We start from the raw sequence: 16,926 nt of genomic DNA on the forward strand, positions 1-16,926 counted from the left end.
ATGACCCTCGTCGGGAGGGTGTATTCTTCTTAGACGTCGGCGGATGATCCACTAGAGAGCTCGTCTGCCTGTTTCATGATGTCGTCAAAGGCTTCCGATGCCCGAAGCTTGCCGTCTCCTGCAAATCCGCCATTGGATTTTTCGATGATCTCGGCAAGCGCCTTACGCGCACGGCTTACCCGGCTCTTGATGGTTCCGACAGCGCATCCACAAATTTCTGCGGTCTCTTCATAGGACAGCCCGCCTGCGCCTACCAGGATCAGCGCCTCGCGCTGGTCTTCAGGAAGGACGGTCAGACCCGCACGCAACGCCAAAAGATCCAGGGCAGATGACGGATCGTCATTTGCGATCAGCGTCGCCTCTGCGACCTCCGGGTCAAGCTGCTGACGGCGCCAGCTTCTGCGCTTTTCGGAGTAGAAGAGATTGCGCAGGATCGTGAAGGTCCACGCCTTCAGGTTGGTGCCCTGCTGGTAGCTCTCTCGCGCTTTCCAGGCCTTCAGCATGGCCTCCTGGGCGAGGTCATCTGCTGCGGTGGCGTTACCACAAAGACTCCGCGCAAATGCGCGCAAGTGAGGGATCAGACTGGCGAGCTCTGCTTTGAACGCCCCGTCATCGAGTGTCGGTTTTGTCAAAACAGTCTCTATTTCTTGTTCTTGGAGTTGTCGGCCTGCTCAAGCAGGCTCAAGAATTCCTGTGGAACAGCCTCTTCAGTGACCTCGTCATAGAGGCGGCGCAACTGATCGCCGATCCGCTTTTGACGCAGTTTACGGGCGCGATCGTCGTCGCCGCTCCCTCCAGGTTGGTGTTCCATCGGTGTATGACTCGCTTTTTCGCTCATAAGTCCCCGGTGCTTATCTGAACACGTGTAAAGCCTGCCTGAACGCAAAGTTCCACGCCCTACAAACTTTTTTTCAGTCGGGTTGCAACTTTCCCGTCCAGCACAAGTTATAGTCCGAACGTAATGTGCGAGGGTTAGCATGAGTCTTGTTGAGCAATTTGGTCCACACCTGCCATTCCTGCGCCGCTATGCGCGGGCACTTACTGGCAGTCAGGAAAGCGGCGATTCCTATATCCGCGCTTCTTTGACGGCACTGGCAGAAGACCCAAGTCAGGTCAGCGATGAACTGCCAGCGCGCCAGGCGCTTTATCGTTTCTTTCATGTCATCTGGGGCTCCACTGGCGCACGCCTTGAGCGCCCCGGCGGCACAATGACGCCAGAGACGCGCCTTCAGGCGCTGGCGCCGATTGAGCGTCAGGCCTTCCTTCTGACCGCACTGGAAGGATTTCAGGTCAGCGAAGCTGCAACGATCCTGGGCAAGACTGTCCAGCAGGTGGAGGAGCTGATCGCCAAGGCTCACACCGATATCGAAGAGACACTTTCCACCAAGGTTCTCATCATTGAAGATGAGCCGGTTATCGCCGCTGACCTTGAGAGCCTCGTTGAAGAGCTTGGCCACGAAGTGACCGGCAACGCCACGACGCACACTGAAGCGGTCGCGATGGCCCGCGCCAACCCGCCAGGTCTCATCCTGTGTGACATTCAGCTGGCGGACAATTCCTCAGGCATTGAAGCCGCGCATGAGATCCTCGAAGAACTCGACGTACCGATTATCTTCATCACGGCCTTCCCAGAGCGTCTGCTGACAGGTGAGCGTCCTGAGCCGACTTATCTGATCCCGAAACCATTCCAGGAAAATACAGTGAAGGCCGCGATCGGTCAGGCCCTGTTCTTCCACCCATCGTCGGAATCCGTCGCCGCAGAATAGTCCTATCTAGGGCTACCGGGCGTTCGGTTGTTTCAGCGGAGGAAGTGAATGTCTGGCTTGCTGGAACAGGCGGTAGGACGTCTGGACAGGATTATTGAAATTGATGAGGAGCTGGCGGATGTCTGCCGGCTCCTTCAATTACCTGCAGAACTGATCGAACGCGAACTCAGCATTACGCGCGATGATGGCAGGACCAGTTTCATGCGCGCCTGGCGCTGTCGTTACAACACGCTGAAAGGCCCTACGAAGGGCGGCGTTCGCTTCTCGCCGAGCGCCAATCCTGACGAGGTCAATCGCCTCGGCTTTCTCATGACATTGAAATGTGCGCTGCTCGATCTTCCGTTCGGCGGCGCGAAAGGTGCCGTCAGGGTCGATCCAGACAAGCTATCGGACGATGAGAGGCGCCAGATCGCCATCGCTTATGGGGAGCTGTTTTCCGACACGCTGCGCGCTGACAATGACATCGCAGCGCCGGATGTGGCGACCACCCCCGATGACATGCAGAACATCATCAAGGGGCTGGAGCCAGCTCATAATAGCGGCTCCCACGGCGCCGTGACTGGAAAGCCTGTCGATAGCGGTGGCCTCTCTATCCGCGAAGGTGCCACCGGCCGCGGGGCGGTCTTTCTTCTGAACACGCTTGGCGAAGAGCTTGGCATAGATCTCGATCAGGCCAGGATTGCCGTTCAGGGCATGGGCAAAGCTGGCCTCCAGTTTGCGCAGGACGCCGCCGACAACGGTGCCGTGATCGTGGCGATGTCCGACAGCACTGGCACCGTATCGAACGCAGACGGCCTGGACCTTGAGCGGGTCAGCAAACAGAAAGCCGCCGGCAAGCTTGATTATGACGATAGCCCTGACGCCATTCTGAAGGCAGACGTCGACATTCTTTGCCTTGCTGCTACCTCTGACGTCATCGACGCGAAGAACGTTGATGAGCTTTCCTGCACGATGATTGTCGAAATTGCCAATGCTGCGATATCGGCCGACGCTGACGAGGCTTTGGCCCGAAAAGGCGTGATTGTCGGGCCGGACATTCTCTTCAATTCAGGCGGCGTCGCTGCCTCTTATCTTGAATGGCTCGCTTTCCGAAAAGGCGGCGAAGACCAGCTTGGGGACATCCAGTCCATGTGGGAGGACCGGCTTTCCGCCGCCGCGGGTGCGGTGCTCTCCACTCTGCACGATTGCGGGGGCAACTGGCGCGATGCCGCGCTTCTCTATGCGTTGCGGGACCTCAACGCCGTTGCCATCGGCCAGGGGCTGTTCGAAGGCTAACCCGGAAAGCGTCAGTTTACTTTGCCAACCCCCTCGCGGTGTCCGCAACACTCTTCACGGGCTCGCCAGAAGCCAGATGCAGCTTCTTCAGATGAAGATAGTCGGTATCGAAATGCGAGAGGCGGGACAGCTTCTTGCGGTCAACGATGGTGATCTCCCCGCCCCGCCCTTCCGTGATGAGGTCAGCGCGGCGCATGGCCGACATGGTGCGAGACACATGCACAGGTGTCAGCCCCAGGGCATCCGCAATGTCGGCGCGCGTCAGCGGCACGGTCAGTCGCTCTACGTCCAGCCCTGTGGCGCCGATAAATCGCCTGTGAAGCTCCAGCAGGAGGTGTCCGATCCGCTCTTTGGCGGACCGTCTTCCGATCCTGACGATCTGCTCGCGAAGGATCGACTCCTCCTGAACCGCTGACCACCAGAAAGCTGAGGCAAGACGCGCCGAGGATTGGAGCATGTTCACAAAAACATCCGAAGGAATAACGAGCACCTTGCATTCAGTGATCGCCGTCAGGGAATGGTCCGCTTTCAGATCGGCAAGGGATTGAAGGTCGAAAACGTCACCCGGCAGCATGAAATTCACGATCTGCCGACGTCCATCCTCCAGAAGCCTGTAACGGATCGCCCAACCTTCCAGAACGATAAAGACGTTCCGGATCTCTTCGCCAGCCTCGACCAGATCATCGCCGGGCAGAAAAACCTGCTCGGTCGTTTCGAGCTCGTCAAACGGCGTCCAGTCGTCATCGCCGAGGGTCACATATTGACCCAGTCGTTTCTTGAAAACGCTCATCGCGACACCCCTAGTCTTACCTGCGTCGATGGTCAGACGCCCGCGCCGCTAAATTCTATATCATTTGGAACGTTTGCAAGGCGTTCACGTTGATAAAGCGTGATTAATTAGCAATGCCGGGAGTTACTTATGGCTGGAAGAACTGCGACAAAGGCAAATGGTGTGAAAGACGTGACCGCCGAAGCTGCTGCAAAAGCAGCAAATTCCGATTTTGAGTCTCTGAAAGACGATATTTCACAGCTTCGCTCAGACCTTCAATCACTTGCTTCCAACTCAGGAAAGTACATCCGCGAGCGGACCTCGAAAGAGTATGATCGCGGCGTGAAGGTCTCCAGGGAATACGCCAACAAGGCTGGCGGGGAAGCTGAAAAGGCCCGTGACTATATCGAGGACAAGGTGCGCGATAATCCGCTTGCATCGATTGGTATCGCGTTTGGTACCGGCGTCCTCCTTGCCATGCTGAAGCGTAAGTAACAGCTTACCTTCATGGACGTTGCAAAACTTAGAATAATTGCTGGCGCTGGCGCAGTCTTTTTTGGCTTCGCCGGCGTTACGACGTTGACCATAGCAGCCGTGATCGCCCTGACCTCGGTGATCGGTCTGCTATGGGCGACGGTATGTGTCGCAAGCCTTTTCCTATTCATTGCGTGCATCTGCACCGTCGTTTTTCTCAAGCCGGGAAAATCAACCGAAGAGGAACTTGATCAGTTTGAATCAGCGACCGCAGACATGCTGGCCGACCTGCCATTTGACGCCATTGAGGCACTTGTTGAAAAGCGCCCGATCGTTGCGGCTACTGCCGCGCTGGCTGCTGGATACTTCCTGATATCGAGCCCGGACAACGCGTCGAAAGGCTTGCAAAAACTGTTCGATCAACTGATCTAACGGCCAATGGCCTGTTCATCTGAAAAGAAATTCAGACTGCATTTAAAGACCGTTCTCACATGCTGAGGACGGCTTTTCTCGTTGTATCTGCCCTGACGACGGGGGTTAGCCTCGGCCGCAAGGCGATCGACAATGCGGTGAACCGGAAAAAGCAGAAAATCATCCATCAGGCGGCGATCGAAGCGCGTGAGAGGATCAGAAGTCACGCCGTGGTTTTCTTCCAGGAGAACCTCATCCACTTCGTGCAGTCGGTCTTTATCAAGGCCTGCATGCTCGTCCTTGCCTGGCTCGGCTTTCGCATTGGCCTCTATTCCCACGCCGTGATGTCAGTGGCGACAGTTATCCTGCTCGCTGCCTTCATCATTCGCGACGCGATTGTCATTTTCCCGACTGCGAAACTGGTTCTCACAAAACTCCATGAACACCGCTGGCGGCCCAGACAGGCGCTTGGCGAAACGGTTGCCGCGCTGGTCTTCGAACAGGTTCTTGAAGAAGCAGATGCGTTTGATGCCGGCCGGACCACGCAGATCATCCTGTCTCTGTCGGGTCACAAGATGGATGACATGACGCGCGAGATCGCCTCGGAAGTCGCCAATATCGCCCGCCAGACAAGCTGGCACGACCTTCGCCCGTTCGTCCTGGCGGCGGTGGGCAAGTTCGCCATCCTGTCGGCGCTTTACTCGCTATTCGTCTTCATCCTGGTGAATACTGGGTGAGACCGGTCAATTAGCCGCCTGGTCCGGGTGCGCGCTCGCACAGCATGTGCGGAACCGGTTTTCGGCATCGGCGTTTTCTCTTCAACAGAAGAGATAACAGACCGGACCCATGCGCACCTCCATCAGATCACTCGCACTCGTCACAGCCGCAGCGCTCTTCACAGCGCCTGCGATTGCAGAGCGTGTATATCTGACGGCTGCAGAGATGTCCGATGCAGAGACCGCATGCCGCTCTGGCCTTCCGCTCATCCCCGTCGAAGTCGATAGCGGCGTTGAAACCGGCCAGTACGCCCTTCCGCTTAAGGGCGAGAGTGGTGAGTTCAACTCCGCCCTCATCCTCGACAAGGAAGCGCTGGATTCGCTGCCGGAATGCCGTGCACGCGTAGAACAGGCAGACTTTCTGCCAGAACGCCCGACACGCCACACGGCGCTTTCCTAGGCATCCCGACAATCAGGTGTGGTGCGGGCGGCCGGGCTTGAACCGGCAAGACCATACGGTCGAGGGATTTTAAGTCCCTTGCGTTTACCAATTTCGCCACGCCCGCAAGGCGTGATTTCCCAATAAATACTGCAGTGACAGCGGCGAAGTTGGCCATTTCAGGCTCGCAGGCCTATCGGGAACGAAGGGAATACAGGGGAACGGTTCGGAATGTCGAGTCCCGGAATAGTCCCGAACTCTGTTCTCGCTGCGTTCAGGCCCCACGACTCATAATCGTGAGGTCGGGAGTTCAAGTCTCCCCCGAACCACCACTATTTTCAATGCATTGCGAGCCGCCACATAGAGGCGTTCGGACCCCGTTCGGACCCGCTTTCGGACCCTTCTGTTCATGAGGGGTTCGCGTGCCGCTTATTGTCTCCCGGTAACGGCACTGCGGCCAATCTGTTTGTTCCTCATTCGTTCCGACCCTGATAAGGTGCTTGGCCAAGTTAGTGCTATCCTGTGAACAGATACTGCTCGGCTGTTGCCAAGCGAGACAGCATGCGCACCCTAGGCCGGATCGAAGAGGAGGTTGTTTTGGCTTATTGGCATGAATTTAAGGACGACCAAGGCGACCCCGTCTTGGTCCAATTGGGCAAGATTGAATTAGCCTCGCCTACGTCCGACGGCTTCACGGAGTTGACCCTTTCGTGCGGCGAGACTGTTATCGTCGATGAGAAGTTGAAGGACGTGAAGGTAATCATTCGCGACAACACACCATGATTGGCACCATTGTCTCCCTGATAGCTCTTCAGCCTGTATGGACCAGTCCTGCACCGGAGCCGATTCCGCTATGGTACATTGAGGTGATCGACGGCGACGGATTGCGCGGCGAGATGCCTGACGGCACAAAGGTAGAGATACGTATTGCGGATATCGACGCGCCAGAAAAGGGGGGTGTCGGGGCTGCTATCGGCGGCGCAAAGTGTGAGCGTGAGCGGGTTCTCGGATTCAAGGCATGGGGGCAGCTGGAAGGGTTCCTCGAAGGCAAGTCCGTCACATTCCTACCGGTTGGGCACATGTCGGGCGACCGAATAGTGAGTCGGGTGATTGCTGATCACATGGACGTGGGCATGTATCTATCGCGGGTCGGCCCCTCGAAACACTGGCGCCATACAGAAGACGGTAAGCCTATCGACGACCGAGCCAGTTGGTGTCACTGATGGCCGATTTAATCGAGACCTACACCGAAGCTATCCTGCAGCTTCCGTACACTACCCGCAAAGCTTACGCATCTGGCCGGGCATATGAGAGTGATCCAGCAGCCGAGACCCTGCTGCAAGCATTCGTGAAGTTGCTCAACGCCTGGCAGCCGGACACCTGCGAAGACGAGGCACGGGTCAATTACTGGAAAGCTCTGGATCCGATATCCCGGCGTCGGTTCGAAGATGGCATTCATGTCGTTCTCAAAACGAACCGGCGCTCTGACAAGACGGGACTTAAAAGCATTGATCGCAGGGCTGCAAGACGCGCGGCGGAAGCTACCGCGTCTCGTGTTTATATGCGCTTCGTCGATGAAGCGACACGAGATCCAAATGACCTTCCCGCTGCGCCGAGCGTCGGCGGTTGGGCGAAGCGTGACCGATGATCCGCACCGGTCACGCTGGCTGGTCTACCTACTCGCGCTGATCGCGACCGTCCTCATTCTGGGATCGGTGCTGGTCGGTGGCTGGCGCCTGTTCAGCGGCCTGATTTAGGCGACAGAGCGATCCGAGAACGGGACCGGCGCCGTCCTCCGCCATTGCTGTCACGAACACTTCAGCCATGAGCCGCTTTCGCTCGTCCGCCGATAGCAAGTTGAGCCCGGCTACCGCCAACAGCTCCAGCGCCCGCACTCTCGCTTCGATTGATAGATTTACCCCCATTTAAGCCTCCTTGGTTGATGGGGGTTAACCAATGATGGGCGTTTTCTATCTTGTCGCGAGTTCACTCGTTTAGCGTGCCCGGTTGTGCTTAGCTCACGCGCATGTGCAATTTATACCGTCACGATATGAGCCTGCAGACGCTACGCAGCGTCGCCGAGGAGATGCAGCTTCCGCTCTTTACGACGCCAGCCACTGGCAACCTTGAACCGGGCTATGTCGGCGCGGATCAGGACGGTCCCATACTCCGGCCTCACAAGGACGGAATAGAGCTCGCAATGCTTCGCTGGGGCTTTCCGCCAGCGACGGCAAAGACCAAGACGCCAATCACCAACATCCGGAACCTCGAGAGCCGCTGGTGGAAGGACGTGAACAGGGAATACCTGCTGGAACCGCAATATCGGTGCCTCGTACCCTTCACTCGGTTCGCAGAATGGAATGCTAAGGCGAAGGAAAACGCCTGGTTCGAGACCGGTAACGAGGCCGCGTTCTTCGCCGGCATCTGGCGCCCCTGGCATGGTGAACGCCTGATGCCTGTGGACGGGCAGAAGCGACGCCAGCGGGTCGAGACCGATATCGAGCTATTCGCATTCCTGACCACAGAGCCGAACGAAATTGTGAAGCCGATCCACCCGAAGGCGATGCCCGTTATTCTCACCAGCATCGATGAAGGCGCTGAATGGCTGAAAGGCGGCGAAAAGAGTTTGGCGCTACAGCGCCCGCTATCAACGGAAGAATGTCGCCTCGTCTAGACGGGGCAAAACTACGAAACGTCTGAGATCATGGACAACAAAGACAAAGCACCGCGCTATCCAGATCCGGACTTCGATCCTGAAGCGATCGAAGATGAAGTGCACAGGAGAACGTTTCCTGACGCCCTCGCCCGCGAGAAGGCCAGGCGGGAAATCTTCGACCCCGAGAAGATCGACGACGAGATGCATGCAGGGATGGCCCAGCGTGTCAGCGCGATCCGGAACGCACGCCATGCAGAGCGAGGCAGACGATGGATGTTCTGGTCGCTTCTGGCCGCCGCCGTCGTGGTAATTACCGGAGCATTCGCAGTGTTCGGAACCGCTCTTTTTCGCTAACGCCAGACACCGTCTTTCAACGCTGTCCTGTACTTCGCGAAAATTACTTGAAATCTATGTTTCCGCATTATCTAACGCGCGTGAGGTATAGAAATGCAACACATTAAACCGGATTTTGAACAAGCGTTGAGGGTGCTTGCGCGGCGGTCGTCTCTCGTCGACGACACCCCTCTGAAGTCTGACGATTTATTGAGAGAACTGGAATTGCGCACCACCCTTGCCGAGCGTGTTCTGCGCGGCGAAGCCGCCAATAATGTTCTCGCCGACCTGAGAAGACACGAAGCTGAAATTGCAGAAAATCTGCAAAACCTGGAGACGCTCATCCAGAACAGCTGGAAACAGAAGCGATCCGATTAAAGGACCAGCTTCGGCTGCATCGTGACCCCTATGACACTTGGCGATTACATCGCGGCGATCCTTAGTGATGCACCCAAAGACGCTCTGCGACAGTTGGCAGGCCCAGTCGACGCGAACCGCACAGACGCCGCAATTGGTTTGGCTCGGCGGCTCACGGCGGCCGTCTACAAATATTTCAAACGCGAAGGACGCGTCAAAATCCGCAACCGGGACCTCGTGATCAGGTTCGAGCGCCTCGAGGACAAGATCTTCGTCGCAATCCGTACTGCGCCGCTCGAATGCTTGAGCGCCCTTGGCTCTGCCGACGCGGCGCGGGCGAAACAGGCTCAGTTCGATCTCACCGGCATCATCGAACCCGTCGTCCTCGAATGGATGGAAAATTTGGCCGGGCCGAACGGTAAGGCCTGAATTTCCTGAATTTTTAGATGTGCAATAACGCCCAGCCCACTTTTGACTCGCGTCAAGCGTGTGTATAAGCCCTGTTACTCGCCTTGATCACAAGTTTCTCGCAAGAATGAGACTGGGAATATGAAGCCACCAGAGAACCAGGCGCTCGTAGAGTTGATCTACGTTACGATCAGAACCGCGCCCGCTGAAATGCTTGCAGAGATTAGCAACCCGCAATCACCCGAAGGCGACGATGCGACCATGAACCTGTCGCGGCACATTACCAGCACGATCGAGACCCGGTTCGTCACCCAGAAGATTGAAGGCTGAGACGATCCCTTCAGGCCGCCTTCCCTTTGGACCGCGACTTCTCATTCAGCCGTTCCGTCGCGCGCTTTAAGTCATCAACCACCTGCTCAAGCGTCATGCGCACAGCCTGACGTACAATCGTTGACCCTTCATCCAGCCTGTGGCGCTTTACCTCATCAAGACAACGTCTCGCCTCGCTGGTCATGGGGCGCGTCCCTCCAGCAGATTGCGGATCTCGATAATGTCATCGCGCATTTGCGCCATGCCCTGCACGCTTTCCGTGGCCAGCTTTATCGCATCGACAGCCTTCATCAGTTGAGCAACGTCCTCGCGCGCATCCTGTTTCGCGGCAGTAGCCAGCGTGATGTTTTCGCGGGCGAGTTCCATGATGGTCTCATCGCGCTTTCCCAGCTTGTGCCAGAGCGCCGCCATGGCGCCGCCCATCCCTATGAAGGCGGGAACGATCGCGATCGTCAGCAAGGTCTCTACGCTCATCCTGCTTTCCCTTCCACCAGCTCCCCGCCGCAGCGCTCCGGAATGCCCGCGCGCATCTCATCCCAGGCGTCTTCGACGGCCGCAATGATTGTCGGCGCGATCTTGCGGGCCGCCTCGACCGTCTTGTCGGCGAGCTTGTAATAGCCATCGCCCTGGGCGAGCTGCGCGTTATAGGGCGCCATCAGATCCGGCCGCTCGACATCTTCAAACGCCGGGCCCTCAATCCCCTCTGCCAGGTCCACCGGCAGGACAGGACAGCTCAGGATCGAAGCCGAGGGCCTTGGCTCTTGCGAGGCACACGCGCCGGTCAGGCACGCGATCAAGGCAAGTGTCAGTGTCCGGCGAAAGGTTGGCCATGGCATTTGCGCTCTCCTGTCTGGCGTCCTGGTAGGTGTTTGTCGGAAGCTCGAGCTCCTGCAGCTGCGCATTGAGCCAGCTTCGCAACTCGCCGGCCGCATGCCCCAGCACGCGCGTCTGGGACATGGCCTGAGCAGCTGAAGCGGCGGTTTCGGAAAGCGCCCGGCCCGCGGCGTCGAGATCCTGCTCGAGACGCGCCTGCCGGCAGGCGGACTTACCGCGCTCAAACGCCGCGTGCTCAATCGAGGCGACCCACGCCCGGCCGGCCAGCCAGAGAGCGACCGCTCCAATCAAAACGGCCAGCACCTTCACAAGCGCTGGCCGTGCTCCAAAAAACGAGAGCGCTGCAGAGATCATGGCTCTTCATCCTTCTCAAAAATGTCTGCTGTTTCGGGGGCTGGCTCGCCCGGCTCGGGCGCGCCGTAGAGCAAGACGAATGCGGCTCGTCGCTCAGAAGTGACAAAACCACTGCGTCAGCTATGGTCTCTTTTTCGACCGAAGGAATTGCCCGTGAAACTTCCTCCGAAAGCGTTCATCGGCGCGAAGCTGAAATTTGCGAGGGCTTGCGAGCACCTTGAGGCATTACAGGCTGGTATCGCCGAATTTGAGGCGTCCGATTTCTACACGATCAAAATCGAGCACGATCCAGCAACAGAAGAATGCAGCCTCGTCTATGAACAGACGAAAGGCATCGACCCTATTATCTGCCTGGCTTTAGGCGATGCGATCCACAACTTCCGGTCGGCGCTAGACTATTGTTGGATGACCCTCGTTAGAGCTCACACCCAAAATCCGGATGCAAAGCGAAGCGGCAAAAATCAATTTCCGTTTCGCGAAACGGAGGAGGAGCTTTCGACCATAATGAAGAGCATAAACATCAAGGACTCTTTCCCAGCGATTGAGAAAATCATCTTGAATGATGTCCGGCCCTTCAAGCGTGCGGATAGTCTTTTGTGGGGCCTAAACAAACTCAACAATATTGATAAGCACAACCTCTTGATGCCCACGGTGAGCTACGGCGTAATCAAGGAGCTGCTTATCGTCACCCCATCGGGATTTACGGCCCGTTTTGGACCGAACGCGAGGTTCGCTGGCGACCGGCTCAGCCTGATGGTTGGCCCGGGATTCAAAGACGCTGAAATAAAGCGCCTTGAGCAAGCGCCGGCTGAACTCGTGTTCGGCAACACAAAGATCTTCGAGCGCCAACCAATTCTTGCGACAATGCAGCAGATCGCATCTGAGACCAGAAGCGTAATCCTGAAATTCGAGCAGAGTTTCTGCTAGATCGCCCCCTCCAGCACCCGCGTCCTGAACCAGCCATAGGCGAAGTCCTCCTGGCTGGCGTCATTCTCCGCGATCGCGGCATAGCGCTCGCCCTGAAAGCTGTTCAGCGCCGCGACCATGACCGCCTCGGCGTCCACCCCGCGCCGCTTCAGATACGTCTCCAGCGCCGTCAGCGTCTTTGGCCCGATCCGACCATCAGCGCGCAGATCTGCATAAAGGCGGCCCCGATTATTGAAGACGTTGAGCGCGCGCTGCAGGAACCCGGCCGCGACGAACACGCCCATATTGATGCCCGTGTCGGTGAGCTCCGCCGCGATCGGGACGGAGAGCTGCGCCACGCCCTCGAAGTTTGGTCCCTCCCAGTATTCGACCGCGTAAATATGCTCGGCGACGCCGCGCGGCAGATCCTTCATATGGCCGCGATAGCCATGGCGACGGGCCGTCGCTTGTGTGATGCCCCACTTTGTCGGCCCGCCCCGATCAGCTGGATGGTCAACATAGCCGCCCTCGCGGTCGATGATCGGGACGATGACGCGGTCAAACACGTCCTGCGGTGTGCTCATGGATCTACCTTTCGGGCATGAAAAAGGCACCACTTGTGCAGGGTGCCAATGATGGATAATTTTGATTGCATGACACTTCCGGAAAACTGGTCAGCTCAGAAAAAATGTCACCATTGCGGCTCTTCGTTTGAGGCCACCGGAGTGAGACAGCGCTTCTGCTCGCTGCCATGCACGCTATGGTCAAAAGTAGACATCCGGGGTGCAGACGAGTGTTGGCCGTGGAGGGCGAAAACCCGTTGGAAGGGTTACGGAAAGTTCACGCGAAACGGAATTACAATGTGGGCTCATAGAGTTGCGTTCGAGCTAAGCCATCAAACGTCGCCACCCGCTCTAGTTTGCCACGAATGCGACAACCCATGTTGTTGCAATCCCGCTCATCTTTTCGCTGGAGATGTGCACAAAAATAATGCGGACAAAATCGCCAAGGACCGTCAAGCAAGAGGCAATCGGTACAAATCAGCCAAACTAAATGAGGCGAAGGTTCGAGCCATCCGCGCGAGCTCACTGAGCAACACTGAACTTGCCAAAAAGTACGATGTTGCTCGGGCAACCATCTACAACGTTCGACATCGGCTCAAATGGGCGCACGTCAAATAACCCCCGAAGGCGGCAGTTGAAAGCAGCGGGTTAGTAGCTGCCCAGACTGGTACCCATCATCGGAGCGCCGCGATTGATCATCTGGAAGATTTCGTCCGGGGTCGGCTCATATGGCCACTCGTCAATGGTCCAGCTTGGTCCGATCGGCAGATCGCCGTTTGCGATGCGCCTGGCATTGAAAGCCTGCACCTGCCTTGCCGCGTCGGTTGCGGCCCAGCGAAGGTCGCCATTGGCGAAATCACGGAAGACTGCATTGATGCCTAGCGGATGGCCGCGCAAGTCGAGGAAAAGGCTGTTCGCGTCGTAGCCTGTATTTGCCACCCACTGGCCGAGGGCTCGCTTGTTCGTGGGCTCGCCGTAGCTCTGGCCGGGCGTACCGTAAGCAAGCGGCGTGTCCGATACGAAGATGTAGATATTTTCATCGATATCGAAACGCGCAAGCGAAGACGTTATCGTCGCTAGATTGAATTGGTCTGCCGATGGCACATAAACGACAAAGATGTTTCTTCGCACCGTAGCTGCATCCGTCGTCGGTCCGCCCGCGGGCGTGTCAACGTAAATGGTCGCGCGAGAGTCAGACGCATTTCCGGAGACCAGCTCGGCTGGGTCGTGCGTGAGAATGCAGAGATTATTGGTGAAGTTGCCATCGTTGGCGAACCGGCATGCCGTATGTCCACGATTGGCGGCGATCGCTGTGTCGCCCCAATTTGAGCCGACATAGATATTGTTGTGGTTCCGCGTCGACGGGGTAACAAACGCTACGTTGCGGACCAGGTTTTCTTCGTAAACGATCTCTGGCGTGTAGGTCGTAGCGAAGCGCATGGAGACCTTCTCTGCCCCGTTGACGTAGTTTTGGCGGTAAATGGAAACATAAGTCTGGTCCGCCGCTCCCAGCCCACCCACCAGCGCATTCGTGTCAGGGTCGCGCTGTGAACGGATATGAGAACCTGTCACGATCAGCGCCTTGGCGGCCTCGCTTTCGCCTCCGGCATTGTGCGCATAAAAGGCACCCTGCGAGATGTTAAAAACATTCTCGTAGTGCGTCACTTGGTCGGAGGTGTCCTGATCCGAGTAAGCCACAACGATACTGTCCGATGTGTCGCCCTGTTTCAGGATTGCTGAACGCGTCATCTTGAACGAGCCGATCACCGCATCATGAGTGTCGCCGCCGAGGAAAGTTGCGCGGTCAATCAGCGTTCCGAAGCCGGACGAAATCATACCGTAGCCAGCCACAGCGCCGTCAAAATTCAGGTTGGCGAAGATGCACCCCTTTTCAGGCAGGTTGCCAGCGGCGTGCAGTATCGAACCAGCGAAGTCGGTCACCTCATAGGTGTGGCTTCCGTCTTTAGGCGTCTCGCTTGCGAATGGCCGGAAGGTTACCGTCCAGGTGCCGGTCGCATAGGCGGCATAGACTGTGCCTTCTTCCGACAGCGATCCGGTCGCAGAGACCCACTTGAAAGTGGCGCCGGCCGCCACGGGCTTTCCGGCTGCGTCGAGTGCAGCATTTCTCCGTCTGAGACCGATGCGGTTGTAGCCATTATTCAAGGCGGAATCGAGCGTCGGCAACGAGCTAGCGTCCCCAGTGAAGGTGAATGTGTACGTACCGTCACCAACCGCCGAGATATCGGCATCATCGATCGACTGCCAGGCGGATATTGTCGGATTATTGCCAACCCGCAGCGCGCCGAAATTATCGCCCACGAACGCGACGTGAACGTCCTGCCCCCAGTACGAGCCGAGTTGCTCTCTGAATACGGAGCCGCGCGAAAAGGATACAACCTTGCCATCGGTCAATGTGGGAATTTCTGACAGGCTTGCCCACCTGTTGAACCTAGACCCATCGCCTGTCGCGTCGTCTCCATTCACGGCATCTACACAGTAGTCTGCCGACCGCGCCAGATGGTCCCACCGATCTTCCCAGAAGCCTGGATTGCTCCACCAGTCGAACCGGCGCACTTCTGGCTGCCAGAGCGGAACATCGGTCGCATAAAAAGCGCGGCGGAAGTCTGGAAATGCCGAAAGGTCTGTTGTTGCGAAGCGAGGCGGGAGGATTTCAATATCGGTGGCGCCGTTGTTGGTGATCCGAGGATAGAAGCTGGAGTTCGCCACGCCTCCATTCTCATTTCGGAAGCTCGCCCGCACAATGCCAAACGTACCTCGGTCGACAACGAGGGAGTCGTTTCGGGTGACGCTCGCATTCAGCATAATGTCGATTTGGATGTCGTCAGTTCGTTCTGGATCTACCGGGATGATTTCGAGATGGTAGACACCTGCCGGGTCATAGGCCGTGCTGCTCATCGACGGGTAGTAGACAAACGATCCATCGCCAATCACGACGTTGTTCAGCGCTGTGCGCTTGTTGCCCCCGGCGTCCGCCGTCGTGGTCAGAACCGCGCCAGCAGAACCCAGAATGAATTTCTGGGGCACATAGTCGATCGGCGGCATTGAGGACTGTGCGGCCCGCGCGAGTTCATCCTGCATTCTGGCGACGCGGCGACTGTTCGCGCCATGATATTCTGCGCGCGCCGCTTCGAAGCCATCGGTCAGCACATCGACGGTGACGCCGATGTTGAACTCCCATTCCGTCCACCAAACGGTCGCGCTGGCCGTGCCGGAGGTGCCTCGCACGCGATACAGGCTGTACGCCGTCGAGTTTTCAAGATCGATTAGCTGCTCTGTCGCTCCACCAATAGCGATGCCGCTCTTGATGGTCGTGTAGCTCGCCCCATTGTCGTTTGACCCCTCTACCAGGAAGGTGCCTGCCGTCGCCGTGCTGCTTTGCTTATGCCTGATCGCTTTGAGCACCCTCGGCAGCAGTCCGGGCATTGGAATAGTGACCGAGATGGCTGTTGCAGCAGTGCCAGAATTGATGCGGCGACCGCCCGCGTCGTCAGCATCCGTATCGCCGTTGATGAGGTTTCCGTTAAAGCCTGCGGTGAAACCGGTGGCATTCAGTTTGAGGCTGGCGGTCCTGTCGCCGGTTGAGAGACGATCATTGAAGGATGGACCGATGCCTGCGCCGCCACCCGTCGCGAGCCTGTAGTCACCGTTTGCATCGAGCTTGCAAAGGTAGACCTGGCCCTCAACGAGATCGCCAGCTGACAGGGCGTCACCAGAGGACGACAATAGATCCGCTGCGGTGTTACCGTCGACCGCAATGGTGACAGCACCAGTATTGGATGCGGCTGGCTCGAACGCGATCGTCTCTGGAGTTGATCCAAGCGAATACCCGGTCGTGAGCGTGATCGCATTCGCCGTGCCTCCGACATCGGCTGGGTCGATTGACGCAAACTGCGAGACTGCGAGCTGCGCGAAGTCCGCGGCCGTCAGCACCGGCTGAAATGTATTTCCGCTGTCGTCGACTACGAAGCCGAATGCGCCAGCTTCCTCGTCAATGACTGCCTGACCCACATCAAGACCAGAAAGCGCAGCCGTCATAGCGGCCGTCGTGGCGTAAACAATCGGCTCATAGAGCGCGACCAGCTCAGAGCGAAGCGTACTGGCTGCCGTTGCCGCCGCTGCCTCGATCTCGTCCTGAATGACTTTTAGCGGCTTAAGTGTGGTGCCAGCGGGCGTCGTCACTGTGCCTTCGGTGTTATTCACCCAGTCTTCGCGCGCTTGCTCATTCGATTCACCGCGCGCGATTTTTTGCGTAGGCGTTAGCCCGCTGATGTCAGCCATAGCATCATTCCTTGATTGTCGGAGAAGTCAGACCGG

General features: G+C 57.5%; 24 protein-coding genes and 2 tRNA genes. 17 read left to right on the forward strand and 9 right to left on the reverse strand.

Annotated elements, in window-relative coordinates; translation table 11 throughout:
- Positions 1–29: 29 nt before the first annotated feature.
- Entirely contained in the window at positions 30–632 is a 603-nt protein-coding gene (locus KUV46_15505; GenBank protein ID QYJ00717.1) for a sigma-70 family RNA polymerase sigma factor, read from the reverse strand.
- 8 nt (positions 633–640) lie between these two features.
- Positions 641–838 carry a hypothetical protein gene (locus KUV46_15510; protein QYJ00718.1) on the reverse strand — a complete coding sequence of 66 codons (198 nt, stop codon included), beginning with the start codon at positions 836–838 and terminating at the stop codon, positions 641–643.
- 139 nt (positions 839–977) lie between these two features.
- Between KUV46_15510 and KUV46_15515 the strand changes: the two genes are divergently transcribed.
- Both KUV46_15515 and KUV46_15520 read left to right on the forward strand, forming a co-directional pair.
- On the forward strand, positions 978–1,766 hold the full coding sequence (locus tag KUV46_15515; protein ID QYJ00719.1) for a response regulator: 789 nt from the start codon (positions 978–980) through the stop codon (positions 1,764–1,766).
- Positions 1,767–1,814: 48 nt separating this feature from the next.
- Complete coding sequence (locus KUV46_15520) at positions 1,815–3,041, forward strand: Glu/Leu/Phe/Val dehydrogenase (GenBank protein QYJ00720.1); 1,227 nt, start codon at positions 1,815–1,817, stop codon at positions 3,039–3,041.
- 16 nt (positions 3,042–3,057) lie between these two features.
- On the opposite strand, the gene KUV46_15525 is transcribed toward KUV46_15520, so the two are convergent.
- Positions 3,058–3,831, reverse strand: coding sequence for a Crp/Fnr family transcriptional regulator (locus KUV46_15525; GenBank protein ID QYJ00721.1), 774 nt, complete (start codon positions 3,829–3,831; stop codon positions 3,058–3,060).
- Between the two features lie 129 nt (positions 3,832–3,960).
- Here KUV46_15525 and KUV46_15530 point away from each other — a divergent pair, with 129 nt between their 5' ends.
- The 4 genes from KUV46_15530 (at position 3,961) to KUV46_15545 (ending at position 5,871) form a co-directional block, all read left to right on the forward strand.
- Positions 3,961–4,305: a hypothetical protein gene (locus KUV46_15530; GenBank protein ID QYJ00722.1), complete on the forward strand. Its 345-nt coding sequence runs from the start codon at positions 3,961–3,963 to the stop codon at positions 4,303–4,305.
- A 12-nt stretch (positions 4,306–4,317) separates the two neighbouring features.
- Positions 4,318–4,716 (forward strand): hypothetical protein, encoded by a 399-nt coding sequence (locus tag KUV46_15535; GenBank protein QYJ00723.1) that lies wholly within the window; start codon positions 4,318–4,320, stop codon positions 4,714–4,716.
- A 59-nt stretch (positions 4,717–4,775) separates the two neighbouring features.
- The gene (locus KUV46_15540) at positions 4,776–5,432 is read left to right on the forward strand and encodes a hypothetical protein (GenBank protein QYJ00724.1); all 657 of its coding nucleotides are present in this window, start codon (positions 4,776–4,778) and stop codon (positions 5,430–5,432) included.
- A 109-nt stretch (positions 5,433–5,541) separates the two neighbouring features.
- Complete coding sequence (locus KUV46_15545) at positions 5,542–5,871, forward strand: hypothetical protein (GenBank protein QYJ00725.1); 330 nt, start codon at positions 5,542–5,544, stop codon at positions 5,869–5,871.
- A 19-nt stretch (positions 5,872–5,890) separates the two neighbouring features.
- Here KUV46_15545 and KUV46_15550 read toward each other — a convergent pair.
- A tRNA-Leu gene (locus KUV46_15550) sits at positions 5,891–5,977 on the reverse strand.
- A gap of 96 nt (positions 5,978–6,073) precedes the next feature.
- Here KUV46_15550 and KUV46_15555 point away from each other — a divergent pair.
- The 9 genes from KUV46_15555 to KUV46_15595 all read left to right on the forward strand — a co-directional run bounded on the left by KUV46_15555 (position 6,074) and on the right by KUV46_15595 (position 9,934).
- A tRNA-Met gene (locus KUV46_15555) sits at positions 6,074–6,182 on the forward strand.
- 229 nt (positions 6,183–6,411) lie between these two features.
- Positions 6,412–6,633 (forward strand): hypothetical protein, encoded by a 222-nt coding sequence (locus KUV46_15560; protein ID QYJ00726.1) that lies wholly within the window; start codon positions 6,412–6,414, stop codon positions 6,631–6,633.
- Positions 6,630–7,073 (forward strand): hypothetical protein, encoded by a 444-nt coding sequence (locus KUV46_15565; protein QYJ00727.1) that lies wholly within the window; start codon positions 6,630–6,632, stop codon positions 7,071–7,073. Before KUV46_15560 ends, KUV46_15565 begins: the two co-directional genes overlap by 4 nt.
- Positions 7,073–7,498, forward strand: a complete 426-nt coding sequence (locus KUV46_15570) for a hypothetical protein (GenBank protein ID QYJ00728.1) — start codon at positions 7,073–7,075, stop codon at positions 7,496–7,498. The genes KUV46_15565 and KUV46_15570 overlap by 1 nt, the downstream gene beginning before the upstream one ends.
- Before the next feature lie 402 nt (positions 7,499–7,900).
- Positions 7,901–8,524 (forward strand): SOS response-associated peptidase family protein, encoded by a 624-nt coding sequence (locus KUV46_15575; protein QYJ00729.1) that lies wholly within the window; start codon positions 7,901–7,903, stop codon positions 8,522–8,524.
- A 30-nt stretch (positions 8,525–8,554) separates the two neighbouring features.
- Complete coding sequence (locus KUV46_15580; GenBank protein QYJ00730.1) at positions 8,555–8,860, forward strand: hypothetical protein; 306 nt, start codon at positions 8,555–8,557, stop codon at positions 8,858–8,860.
- 93 nt (positions 8,861–8,953) lie between these two features.
- Entirely contained in the window at positions 8,954–9,217 is a 264-nt protein-coding gene (locus KUV46_15585) for a hypothetical protein (protein QYJ00731.1), read from the forward strand.
- A 30-nt stretch (positions 9,218–9,247) separates the two neighbouring features.
- Positions 9,248–9,625, forward strand: a complete 378-nt coding sequence (locus KUV46_15590; GenBank protein QYJ00732.1) for a hypothetical protein — start codon at positions 9,248–9,250, stop codon at positions 9,623–9,625.
- A 120-nt stretch (positions 9,626–9,745) separates the two neighbouring features.
- Entirely contained in the window at positions 9,746–9,934 is a 189-nt protein-coding gene (locus KUV46_15595) for a hypothetical protein (protein ID QYJ00733.1), read from the forward strand.
- Positions 9,935–10,114: 180 nt separating this feature from the next.
- Here KUV46_15595 and KUV46_15600 read toward each other — a convergent pair whose 3' ends face one another.
- From KUV46_15600 to KUV46_15610, 3 genes are read right to left on the reverse strand one after another with little or no spacing between them, the layout of a single operon-like run.
- On the reverse strand, positions 10,115–10,408 hold the full coding sequence (locus KUV46_15600) for a hypothetical protein (protein ID QYJ00734.1): 294 nt from the start codon (positions 10,406–10,408) through the stop codon (positions 10,115–10,117).
- Positions 10,405–10,590, reverse strand: coding sequence for a hypothetical protein (locus tag KUV46_15605; GenBank protein QYJ00735.1), 186 nt, complete (start codon positions 10,588–10,590; stop codon positions 10,405–10,407). Before KUV46_15605 ends, KUV46_15600 begins: the two co-directional genes overlap by 4 nt.
- Before the next feature lie 37 nt (positions 10,591–10,627).
- Entirely contained in the window at positions 10,628–11,122 is a 495-nt protein-coding gene (locus KUV46_15610) for a hypothetical protein (GenBank protein ID QYJ00736.1), read from the reverse strand.
- 153 nt (positions 11,123–11,275) lie between these two features.
- On the opposite strand from KUV46_15610, the gene KUV46_15615 reads away from it, so the two are divergent.
- Positions 11,276–12,049: a hypothetical protein gene (locus KUV46_15615; GenBank protein ID QYJ00737.1), complete on the forward strand. Its 774-nt coding sequence runs from the start codon at positions 11,276–11,278 to the stop codon at positions 12,047–12,049.
- Here the strand turns inward: KUV46_15615 and KUV46_15620 are convergent.
- Positions 12,046–12,612: a hypothetical protein gene (locus KUV46_15620; GenBank protein ID QYJ00738.1), complete on the reverse strand. Its 567-nt coding sequence runs from the start codon at positions 12,610–12,612 to the stop codon at positions 12,046–12,048. The genes KUV46_15615 and KUV46_15620 overlap by 4 nt on opposite strands.
- A gap of 48 nt (positions 12,613–12,660) precedes the next feature.
- On the opposite strand from KUV46_15620, the gene KUV46_15625 reads away from it, so the two are divergent.
- Positions 12,661–13,209 (forward strand): HNH endonuclease, encoded by a 549-nt coding sequence (locus tag KUV46_15625; protein QYJ00739.1) that lies wholly within the window; start codon positions 12,661–12,663, stop codon positions 13,207–13,209.
- Positions 13,210–13,239: 30 nt separating this feature from the next.
- Here the strand turns inward: KUV46_15625 and KUV46_15630 are convergent, their stop codons facing one another.
- On the reverse strand, positions 13,240–16,890 hold the full coding sequence (locus tag KUV46_15630; protein QYJ00740.1) for a hypothetical protein: 3,651 nt from the start codon (positions 16,888–16,890) through the stop codon (positions 13,240–13,242).
- Positions 16,891–16,926 lie beyond the last annotated feature (36 nt).

Source organism: Thalassovita mediterranea, from assembly GCA_019448215.1.
GTDB lineage: Bacteria > Pseudomonadota > Alphaproteobacteria > Caulobacterales > Hyphomonadaceae > Henriciella.

What these genes read in the sequence shown, in the direction of transcription:
- KUV46_15510 (QYJ00718.1), bottom strand. Translation starts at nt 838, where the DNA reads ATGAGCGAAAAAGCGAGTCATACACCGATGGAACACCAACCTGGAGGG.
- KUV46_15515 (QYJ00719.1), top strand. Translation starts at nt 978, where the DNA reads ATGAGTCTTGTTGAGCAATTTGGTCCACACCTGCCATTCCTGCGCCGC.
- KUV46_15520 (QYJ00720.1), top strand. Translation starts at nt 1,815, where the DNA reads ATGTCTGGCTTGCTGGAACAGGCGGTAGGACGTCTGGACAGGATTATT.
- KUV46_15525 (QYJ00721.1), bottom strand. Translation starts at nt 3,831, where the DNA reads ATGAGCGTTTTCAAGAAACGACTGGGTCAATATGTGACCCTCGGCGAT.
- KUV46_15530 (QYJ00722.1), top strand. Translation starts at nt 3,961, where the DNA reads ATGGCTGGAAGAACTGCGACAAAGGCAAATGGTGTGAAAGACGTGACC.
- KUV46_15535 (QYJ00723.1), top strand. Translation starts at nt 4,318, where the DNA reads ATGGACGTTGCAAAACTTAGAATAATTGCTGGCGCTGGCGCAGTCTTT.
- KUV46_15540 (QYJ00724.1), top strand. Translation starts at nt 4,776, where the DNA reads ATGCTGAGGACGGCTTTTCTCGTTGTATCTGCCCTGACGACGGGGGTT.
- KUV46_15545 (QYJ00725.1), top strand. Translation starts at nt 5,542, where the DNA reads ATGCGCACCTCCATCAGATCACTCGCACTCGTCACAGCCGCAGCGCTC.
- KUV46_15560 (QYJ00726.1), top strand. Translation starts at nt 6,412, where the DNA reads ATGCGCACCCTAGGCCGGATCGAAGAGGAGGTTGTTTTGGCTTATTGG.
- KUV46_15565 (QYJ00727.1), top strand. Translation starts at nt 6,630, where the DNA reads ATGATTGGCACCATTGTCTCCCTGATAGCTCTTCAGCCTGTATGGACC.
- KUV46_15570 (QYJ00728.1), top strand. Translation starts at nt 7,073, where the DNA reads ATGGCCGATTTAATCGAGACCTACACCGAAGCTATCCTGCAGCTTCCG.
- KUV46_15575 (QYJ00729.1), top strand. Translation starts at nt 7,901, where the DNA reads ATGAGCCTGCAGACGCTACGCAGCGTCGCCGAGGAGATGCAGCTTCCG.
- KUV46_15580 (QYJ00730.1), top strand. Translation starts at nt 8,555, where the DNA reads ATGGACAACAAAGACAAAGCACCGCGCTATCCAGATCCGGACTTCGAT.
- KUV46_15585 (QYJ00731.1), top strand. Translation starts at nt 8,954, where the DNA reads ATGCAACACATTAAACCGGATTTTGAACAAGCGTTGAGGGTGCTTGCG.
- KUV46_15590 (QYJ00732.1), top strand. Translation starts at nt 9,248, where the DNA reads ATGACACTTGGCGATTACATCGCGGCGATCCTTAGTGATGCACCCAAA.
- KUV46_15595 (QYJ00733.1), top strand. Translation starts at nt 9,746, where the DNA reads ATGAAGCCACCAGAGAACCAGGCGCTCGTAGAGTTGATCTACGTTACG.
- KUV46_15600 (QYJ00734.1), bottom strand. Translation starts at nt 10,408, where the DNA reads ATGAGCGTAGAGACCTTGCTGACGATCGCGATCGTTCCCGCCTTCATA.
- KUV46_15605 (QYJ00735.1), bottom strand. Translation starts at nt 10,590, where the DNA reads ATGGCGCCCTATAACGCGCAGCTCGCCCAGGGCGATGGCTATTACAAG.
- KUV46_15610 (QYJ00736.1), bottom strand. Translation starts at nt 11,122, where the DNA reads ATGATCTCTGCAGCGCTCTCGTTTTTTGGAGCACGGCCAGCGCTTGTG.
- KUV46_15620 (QYJ00738.1), bottom strand. Translation starts at nt 12,612, where the DNA reads ATGAGCACACCGCAGGACGTGTTTGACCGCGTCATCGTCCCGATCATC.
- KUV46_15625 (QYJ00739.1), top strand. Translation starts at nt 12,661, where the DNA reads ATGATGGATAATTTTGATTGCATGACACTTCCGGAAAACTGGTCAGCT.
- KUV46_15630 (QYJ00740.1), bottom strand. Translation starts at nt 16,890, where the DNA reads ATGGCTGACATCAGCGGGCTAACGCCTACGCAAAAAATCGCGCGCGGT.